This is a genomic window from Thermomonas fusca DSM 15424, from assembly GCF_000423885.1.
Lineage (GTDB): Bacteria > Pseudomonadota > Gammaproteobacteria > Xanthomonadales > Xanthomonadaceae > Thermomonas > Thermomonas fusca.
This window is the reverse complement of the sequence record NZ_AUIV01000006.1, coordinates 135201-143667: the sequence shown is the minus strand read 5'-3', so window position 1 is coordinate 143667 and position 8467 is coordinate 135201. Positions and strand designations below refer to the sequence as shown.

Below are 8467 nucleotides of genomic sequence, written 5' to 3'. Positions count from 1 at the left end.
TCGACGGCAGCTCGATCAGCGGCTGGCGCGGCATCCAGAACTCCGACATGGTGCTGCTGCCGGACCCTTCCACCGCGTTCCTGGATCCATTCACCGCCGACCCGACGCTGGTGCTGACCTGCGACATCCTCGATCCGGCGACGATGCAGGCCTATTCGCGCGACCCGCGCGGCGTGGCCCACCGCGCCGAGGCCTATCTCAAGGCCAGCGGCATCGCCGAGCAGGGCTTCTTCGGTCCGGAACCCGAATTCTTCATCTTCGATTCGGTGCGCTTCGCCAACGAGATGGGCCATACCTTCTTCCAGGTCGACTCCGAGGAGGCGCACTGGAACTCCGCGCGCGAGTACGCGGGCGGCAACAGCGGCTACCGGCCGATGGTCAAGGGCGGCTACTTCCCGGTGGCGCCGCTGGATTCGCTGCACGACCTGCGCGCGGAAATGTGCAAGACGCTGGAGCAGGTCGGCATCGAGACCGAGGTGCACCACCACGAGGTGGCTAACGCCGGCCAGTGCGAGATCGGCACCAAGTTCAACACGCTGGTGAAGAAGGGCGACGACCTGATGACGATGAAGTACGTCATCAAGAACGTCGCCCACCGCAGCGGCAAGACCGTCACCTTCATGCCCAAGCCCATCGTGGGCGACAACGGCAGCGGCATGCACGTGCACATGTCGCTGGCCAAGGGCGGCGTCAACCTGTTCAGCGGCGATGGCTACGGCGGCCTGTCGCAGATGGCGCTGTGGTACATCGGCGGCATCTTCAAGCACGCGCGCGCGATCAACGCCTTCGCCAACTCCACCACCAACAGCTACAAGCGGCTGGTGCCGGGCTACGAAGCGCCGGTGATGCTGGCCTACTCGGCCTCCAACCGCTCCGCCTCCTGCCGCATCCCGTACGTGGCCAACCCGAAGGCGCGCCGCGTCGAGATCCGCTTCCCCGACCCGATGAACAGCGGCTACCTGATCTTCGCCGCGCTGCTGATGGCCGGCCTGGACGGCATCAAGAACCAGATCGACCCGGGCGCGCCGTCCGACAAGGACCTGTACGACCTGCCGCCGGAAGAGGAAAAGAACTTCCCCACCGTCTGCCATTCGCTGGACCAGGCGCTGGACGCGTTGGACAAGGACCGCGAGTTCCTCAAGGCCGGCGGCGTGTTCACCGACGACTTCATCGATGCCTACATCGGCTTGAAGATGAAGGAAGTGACGGCCTTCCGCGGCGCCACCCATCCGCTCGAATACCAGATGTACTACACGATCTGATGGCGCCGCATCGGCCCGCTTGGTCAGCCGATCAGGCGGGCTGGTGCGCCCGCACGTAGTCCACGAACGCCTCCCCCGGCAGCGCCGGCGACCAGTGGTACCCCTGCGCGTATTCGCAGCCGAACGCGTGCAGGCGCTCCAGGGTCTGACTGTCCTCCACGCCCTCGGCAATGGTCTGCAGGTCCAGGCAGTGCGCCATTTCGATGATCGCGCGCACCAGTCCCTCGTCATGGGCGTTGATGCACATCCGGCGCACGAACGACTGGTCGATCTTCAGCCGGTGCACCGAGAAGCGGCGCAGGTAGCCGAGGTTGGAATAGCCGGTGCCGAAGTCGTCGATGGCGATCTGCACCCCCTGCGCGCCCAGCCGCTGCAGCACGTCGCCGATGTTGCGCGCGTCGGCCACCAGCAGCGACTCGGTCAATTCCAGCTCCAGCGCGGTGGCCGGCAGGCCGCTGGCCAACAGCGCCTGCGCGACTTCGCGCTCGATGTCGTCGCGGCGGAACTGCAGCGGCGACACGTTCACCGCCACCCGCAGTTCGCCCAGGCCGTCGCTGCGCCATGCCTGGGCGTCACGGCAGGCCTGCCGCAGCACCCAGGTGCCAAGTTCGTTGATCAGGCCGCTGCGTTCGGCGATCGGGATGAACTTGCCGGGCGGGATCCAGCCCAGCTCCGGGTGATGCCAGCGCAGCAGCGCCTCGGCGCCGAGGATGCGCCCGCTGTGCAGGTCGAACTGCGGCTGGTAGTGCAGCTGCAGCTCACCCGATGCCAGCGCCGAGCGCAGGCCCGAGGCGATGTGCAGGTGCTCGGTGACGCTCTCGTTCATGCTGGCATCGAAGAAGCAGAACGTGTTGCGGCCGGCGTCCTTGGACTGGTACATCGCGGTGTCGGCGTTCTTCAGCAGCAGGTCGGCATCCTCGCCGTCGCGCGGCGCCACCGCGATCCCGAGCGAGGCGGTGACCAGCACCTCCACGCCCTCGACGGTGAACGCGCGGCCCAGCAGATGGGTCACCTTCGCCACCACCGCCACGATCGCGTCCTCGTCCTGCAGGTCGCCGAGCAGGATCAGGAACTCGTCGCCGGACACCCGCGCCACCGTGTCGGTCTCGCGCACGCAGGCGCGCAGCTTGTCGGCGACCTGGCAGAGCAGGTCGTCGCCGGCGGCGTGGCCCAGCGAATCGTTGATGGTCTTGAAGTTGTCGAGGTCGAGGAACATCACCGCGACCATGCCGCCGCTGCGCCGCGCCTGCTGCAGCAGGAAGCCCAGCCGTTCGCGCGCCAGCGAACGGTTGGGCAGGCCGGTCAGGCTGTCGCGCTGCGCCAGCACCTCGATCCGCGCGTGCGATGCCTCCAGCGCGCGTTTTTCCGCTTCCAGCTGGCGCATCGCCAGCATCAGGTCACTGGTGAGCAGCCACGCGAACAGACCGGTGACCAGCACGATCAGGCCGATGACGAACGGCCGCCGCCAGTCCAGCGGCATCACCGGCGCGCTATGGAACACCCCGGCCTGGTGCAGGAAGAACAACAGCGCCACCACCGCCAGCATGCCGCACACCAAGCCCCAGAACATGCGCCTGAAGCCGAATAGCCCGGCAAACAGCAGCAGCGCCGGGAACGCCATTGGCGCCTCGTCGTACAGGCCTTGGTTGTTGACCATGAGGACGCACAGCCCCAGCAGCAGCGTGGCCACCGTCAGCCCGACCGCATGCATTGTCCGGGCGCGCTGGTTCCAGTGCATCGCCAGCGCCAGCGACAAGATAATCACCATCTCCAGTCCGGCACTGCGGTAGCGCCCGAAAACAAGGTTCATCACGATCAGCAGGCCAAACACCGCCACGAGCACCCACAGCAGCTGCTGCAGGCGTCGCTGCCGCAGCCACGCGAGGCCCGCGGCATGCGACATGTCCATGGATGCGGGCAATGACTGGGGCATGCTGCCGGATGCACTTTGCGATAGGTGGCGACAGGCTAGCAGCCCCTCCGGGCCCAAGCACGGGCTAAGATCCGGGCATGCGCCGATTCCTGCTCTTGCTCCCGGCCTGCCTGCTGGCCGCTTCCTGCGCGCACGTCGAGGCGCCTTCCCGCAACCCGCTTGCCGAATGGGTGCCGTCGCCCAACCTCGACCAGCGCCGGCCGGTGGTGATCGTCCTCCACGCCACCGAACAGGCCTCCGCGCAGCAGAGCCTGGACACCCTGCGCACCGCCAACCGCCACGGGCCGGTAAGCTCGCACTACCTGATCGGCGACGATGGCCGGCTCTACCAGCTGGTGGCCGACAGCGAGCGCGCCTGGCATGCCGGCGGCGGCCGCTGGGGCACGCTGACCGACCTCAATTCCACCTCGATCGGCATCGAGATCGACAACGAAGTGGGCGAGCCCTACACCGAGGCGCAGCTGGTCACGCTGCTGCGGCTGCTGGACGACCTCACCACCCGCCTGTCGATCCCGAAAACGCAGGTGATCGCCCACGCCGATCTAGCGCCCACCCGCAAGCGCGACCCCGGCGCGCTGTTTCCCTGGCAGCGTCTGGCCGATGCCGGCTACGGCCTGTGGCCGCGCGGCGAGCTGGTCGATCCGCCGGCCGGCTTCGATCCGTGGCTGGCGATGGCAGCGATCGGCTATCCGCTGGAGGACCGCGCAGCGGCGGTGCGCGCCTTCCACCGCCACTACCGCGGCCGCGACGACGGCGAAGATCCCGCGGCAACGTTCGATGCGGAAGACCTGCGCATCCTGCATGCGCTGGCGGCGCAGAAGCTGGGGCAGTGATCAGCGCGGCGCAACCAGCAGCGGATACGGATTGATCGCGGTTCCTTCCCACCAGCGCCGCTCCGGGCCAAGCTCGAACACCGCGAAGTGCAGGTGCGGCGCGTCCGCGCTGGCATTGCCGGTGGCGCCGACGTAGCCGATCACCTGCCCGCGCCGCAGCACCTGGTGTTCGGCGATGCCCGGCGCATACCCCTGCAGATGGGCGTAGTAGTAGGCGTGGGTGCGCTGCGGGTTGAACTGGTACAGGGTGATGCCGCCGCGCTGGCTCGCGAACAGTTTTTCGACGCTGCCGTCGGCCACCGCCAGCACGGGCGTGCCCGCCGCCGCCATGATGTCGATGGCATCGTGCGCGCGGCCGCTGCTGCGCGCATCGGTGAAGGTGTCGCGCAGCTGCTGCGCGCTGACGCCGCGGACCGGAATCAGCAGGCCAGCCGCTGGCGCGGCCCGGGCGTCGGCGGCCGGCGACGGCGTTGCGGCGGCGACCACCGGCGCAGGCCGCGCTGGCGCGGTGGACTCGTCGAAGGGCGCGGCCGCCGGCTCGGTCGCGATGACCGCATCGTCTGCATGCCCAATCTGCGCTTGCGGGGTTTGGCGCCGGCAGGCAATGCCCACGGCGAGCAGCGCGAACGCCACATACAGCAGCGCGCGCAGGCTCCGGCGGGTTCGGCGCGCGACACCCACGGCCTTCAGTCGCGGAAGCTGACCGGGGTGCCGGCCGCCACCGCGCCGGCCACCGCCAGCGCGGCGAAGTTGGTCAGCCGCACGCAGCCGCTGGACTGGTCGCGGCTGATGTCGCCGGGCTCCGGGGTGCCGTGGATGCCGTAATGCGGCTTGTCGATGCCCATCCACACCAGCCCCACCGGCCCGTTGGGGCCCGGCGGCAGCATCGCCGGCTTGGCGCCCTTGGGTTGGTTGACCAGCAGGTCGGGGTCGTAGCGGTAGTCGGGTTCGCGCACCACGGTGGTGATCTTCCAGTCGCCGATCGGCAGCGGAAACCGGGTGGAGCCGGTGGACGCCGGGAACTGCGCATACACCCGGTCATCGCTGTCGAGCAGCTGCAGCAGCCCGTCCGACTTGTCCACCACCAGCTTGGCCGCCTTCGGCAACTGCTGCGCCGGGCGCGTATGCGGCACTACCAGCCGGGTGCCCGTCACCATCTCGACGCCGGGGTTCAGCGCGCGGATCAGCGCAGGCTTGCCGTTGAAGCGCTCGCCCAGCATTTCGAAGACGTCCTGATAGACCAGGCGCGGCATCTTCGCCTTGTCTGCCGGCTGTTCCGGAGTGGGCGCATACGGGCCGGCCACGTCCTCGGCCGTGAGCGTGTATTCAACCAGCACCGGCGCCGCGTCCTGGTTCAGCGCCGCCCAGGTCGCGGCGTCCAGCTTGCCGGATGCTTCGATCCCCTGAGCCGCCTGATAGCCGCGCACCGCGCGCGCCAGGTTCTTGCCGGCCAGGCCATCGATCTCGCCGCCGGAGTAGTGCGCGCGCAGCAGCAGCACCTGCGCCCGCAGCACGCTGGCCTTGCCGGTGGTCATCGCCGGATCGTTGGCGTCCTGCCCACTGGCGGCGACCGGCGCAGGCTCATCCTCGATCATCGGCACCGCAGCCGGCCCGGTGCCCCAGGCCCGCACCGGCTGCGGCCCGAGCACCGGCGGCGCGGCAACCGGGGGTGCCGACGGGGCTGCGGCGGGTTCGGGTGCCGCGGGCGCGGGCACCGGCGCCGGTGCGGCTTCCGGCGCGGTTCGGCCCATGGCCTCGTTTGCCGCGTTCACGGCGGGCGATTGCGCGCCGCAGGCAGCCAGCGCGATCAACAGCAGGGGGGTGGCGTGGCGGAGCTGGTGCATGGCAGAGCCTCGAGCGGAACCTGTCCAGATCCTGCCGGGCCGCGGTTGGCAGGCATGTGAAGCCGGCGCGGCGCAATTGCACTAAATTAGTGCAATGCGCCTGCCTGACCCCGCCGACAGCGTCCTCGACGCCCTGACCACGCCGCTGCTGCAGCTGGATGCGCAGGGCGTGGTGGCGTTCGCCAACGCGGCCAGCGCGCGCTGGCTGGGAGTCAGCCGGCGCCGGCTGATCGGCCTGCACGCGGCCGCGCTGGAGCGCGAGGGCAACCAGCTGGCCGCCCGGCTGGCGCAGCCGCAGGACGCCCCGGCGCGGCTGCGTCGGGTCGGGCTGGCGCTGCCGGGCAGCGATGCGCTGCGCTTCGCCGACCTGTGGCTGACCCCGGCGGAGGACGGGCTGTGGCTGGAAGCGCACCCGGTCGACGAATTTCCCGGCGGCGACCCGGCGCAGCTGCTGCCCTCCGCGCTGGCCGCCTCGCTGAAGGGGCTGGCGCACGAGCTGCGCAATCCGCTGCTGGGCATCAAGGGTGCGGCGCAGCTGCTGGCGCGGCGGGTCGATGCCGACGCGCGCGAGCTGACCGGCATCATCGAAAGCGAGGTGCAGCGGCTGGCCACGCTGGTGGACGGCCTGCTCAACCCGGCGCCGCCGCAGGCATTCGCCGAGCTCAACATCCACGCCGTGCTGGATCGCGTGCTGCGGCTGGCGGAAAGCGATGCCGGCTGGGCGGTGCAACTGCAGCGCGACTACGACCCCTCGCTGCCGGAATTCGCCGGCGACGCCGACCGCCTCTCGCAGGCGATCTGGAACCTGGTGCGCAACGCCATCGAAGCCGGCGCCGGCAGCGTGACCCTGCGCACCCGCGTCGAACACGGCGCGCGCCTGGGCGAGGCGCTGCTGGCGCTGGCGCTGCGGCTGGAAGTGATCGACGACGGCCGCGGGGTGCCGGCGGAACTGGCCGAACATCTGCTGCTGCCGCTGGTCAGCGGCCGCGCCGATGGCACCGGGCTGGGGCTGGCACTGGCCCAGCAGGTGGCGCGCGAACACCGCGGGGCCCTGACCTGGCGCTCGCGGCCGGGGCATACCGTGTTCACTCTGCTGCTGCCGCTGGCCAGCGATGCGGAGCAGACCGATGGCTGACGCCGCGCAGGTCTGGATCGTCGACGACGACCGCTCGGTGCGCTTCGTGCTGGCCGCGGCGCTGGGCGAAGCCGGCTTCCGCATCACCGCCTTCGCCGATGCCGCCGAAGTGCTGAACGCGCTGGCAGCCGGCCGCGTGCCGGACCTGCTGCTGACCGACGTGCGCATGCCCGGCGACAGCGGGCTGATCCTGCTGGACAAACTCAAGGCCAACCATCCGCGCCTGCCGGTGATCGTGATGTCGGCGCATACCGACGTCGCCAGCACCGCCGGCGCATTCCGCGGCGGCGCGCAGGAATTCCTGTCGAAACCGTTCGACATGGACGAGGCGGTGGCGCTGGTGCGGCGGGCGCTGCCCGAGCAGACGCTGGAACGCACCACGCTGCCGGCGAACCCGGCGCCGGAACCGACGCAGGCCCTGATCGGCCAGGCACCGGCGATGCGCGCGCTGTTCCGCGCCATCGGCCGGCTGGCGCAGGTGCCGCTGTCGGTGCTGGTCACCGGCGAAACCGGCACCGGCAAGGAACTGGTGGCGCGCGCGCTGCACCGCGAATCGCCGCGTGCGGCGCGCCCGTTCGTGGCGCTGAACACCGCCGCGATCCCGGCCGAACTGCTGGAATCGGAGCTGTTCGGCCACGAGGCCGGCGCCTTCACCGGCGCGCACAAGCGTCACATCGGCCGCTTCGAGCAGGCCGACGGCGGCACGTTGTTCCTCGACGAGATCGGCGACATGCCGGCCGCGCTGCAGACGCGGCTGCTGCGGGTGCTGGCCGAAGGCGAGTTCTTCCGCGTCGGCGGGCGCGAGCTTATCCGCGTCGACGTGCGCTTGATCGCCGCCACCCACCAGCCGCTGGAAACGCTGGTGGAACAGGGCCGCTTCCGCGCCGACCTGCTACACCGCCTCGACGTGGTGCGGCTGCAGCTGCCGCCGCTGCGCCAACGCCGCGAGGACATCCCGCAGCTGGCCGCGCGCTTCCTCGCCCACGCCGCACGCAAGCTGCAGCTTGCGCCGAAAAAGCTGTCCGCGGCGGTGCTGGAGCGGCTGTGCGCGCACGCCTGGCCGGGCAACGTGCGCGAGCTGGAAAACGTGTGCTGGCGGCTGGCCGCACTGGCCCCGGGCGAAACCATCGGCGCAGCCGACCTGGCGCTGGCGCTGCCGTCGGCCACCCAAGCCACGGCGCCCGCGGACTGGACCCGGCTGCTGGCCGACTGGGCGCGCACGCAGCTGGACGCCGGCACGCCGGCGCTGCACGCGCAGGCCCGCGAGCTGCTCGACCGCACCCTGCTGGACACCGCGCTGGAGCGCTGCAACGGCCACCGCAGCGACGCCGCCGCCCTGCTCGGACTGTCGCGCAATACCGTCACCCGCAAGCTGGGTTCATCGCGCAGGCGACGCTGACGGCATGCGGACTGCAACTTCTTCATCCCAACTGAAGCCGCATCCCGACATAGTGCCCTGT

Annotated in this window: 7 protein-coding genes; 4 read left to right on the top strand and 3 right to left on the bottom strand. The window is 70.4% G+C overall.

All coding sequences use genetic code 11. The features are described from left to right. On the top strand, nucleotides 1–1262 hold a 1262-nt coding region (gene glnA / locus G582_RS0103440; RefSeq protein ID WP_028838641.1), incomplete at its 5' end, for a type I glutamate--ammonia ligase. A 31-nt stretch (nucleotides 1263–1293) separates the two neighbouring features. Here glnA and G582_RS0103435 read toward each other — a convergent pair. Continuing rightward, nucleotides 1294–3165: a putative bifunctional diguanylate cyclase/phosphodiesterase gene (locus G582_RS0103435; protein ID WP_169380542.1), complete on the bottom strand. Its 1872-nt coding sequence runs from the start codon at nucleotides 3163–3165 to the stop codon at nucleotides 1294–1296. Nucleotides 3166–3272: 107 nt separating this feature from the next. On the opposite strand from G582_RS0103435, the gene G582_RS15295 reads away from it, so the two are divergent. Beyond that, on the top strand, nucleotides 3273–4028 hold the full coding sequence (locus tag G582_RS15295; protein WP_038052659.1) for an N-acetylmuramoyl-L-alanine amidase: 756 nt from the start codon (nucleotides 3273–3275) through the stop codon (nucleotides 4026–4028). Here the strand turns inward: G582_RS15295 and G582_RS15290 are convergent, their stop codons facing one another. Together G582_RS15290 and G582_RS0103420 are read right to left on the bottom strand one after the other, a co-directional pair. Further along, on the bottom strand, nucleotides 4029–4640 hold the full coding sequence (locus G582_RS15290; RefSeq protein WP_425476532.1) for a M23 family metallopeptidase: 612 nt from the start codon (nucleotides 4638–4640) through the stop codon (nucleotides 4029–4031). Between the two features lie 74 nt (nucleotides 4641–4714). Then, complete coding sequence (locus G582_RS0103420) at nucleotides 4715–5623, bottom strand: L,D-transpeptidase family protein (protein ID WP_248642667.1); 909 nt, start codon at nucleotides 5621–5623, stop codon at nucleotides 4715–4717. 349 nt (nucleotides 5624–5972) lie between these two features. Here G582_RS0103420 and G582_RS0103415 point away from each other — a divergent pair, with 349 nt between their 5' ends. Further along, nucleotides 5973–7007 (top strand): two-component system sensor histidine kinase NtrB, encoded by a 1035-nt coding sequence (locus G582_RS0103415; RefSeq protein WP_028838638.1) that lies wholly within the window; start codon nucleotides 5973–5975, stop codon nucleotides 7005–7007. Continuing rightward, entirely contained in the window at nucleotides 7000–8406 is a 1407-nt protein-coding gene (gene ntrC, locus G582_RS0103410; protein WP_028838637.1) for a nitrogen regulation protein NR(I), read from the top strand. The genes G582_RS0103415 and ntrC overlap by 8 nt, the downstream gene beginning before the upstream one ends. Nucleotides 8407–8467 lie beyond the last annotated feature (61 nt).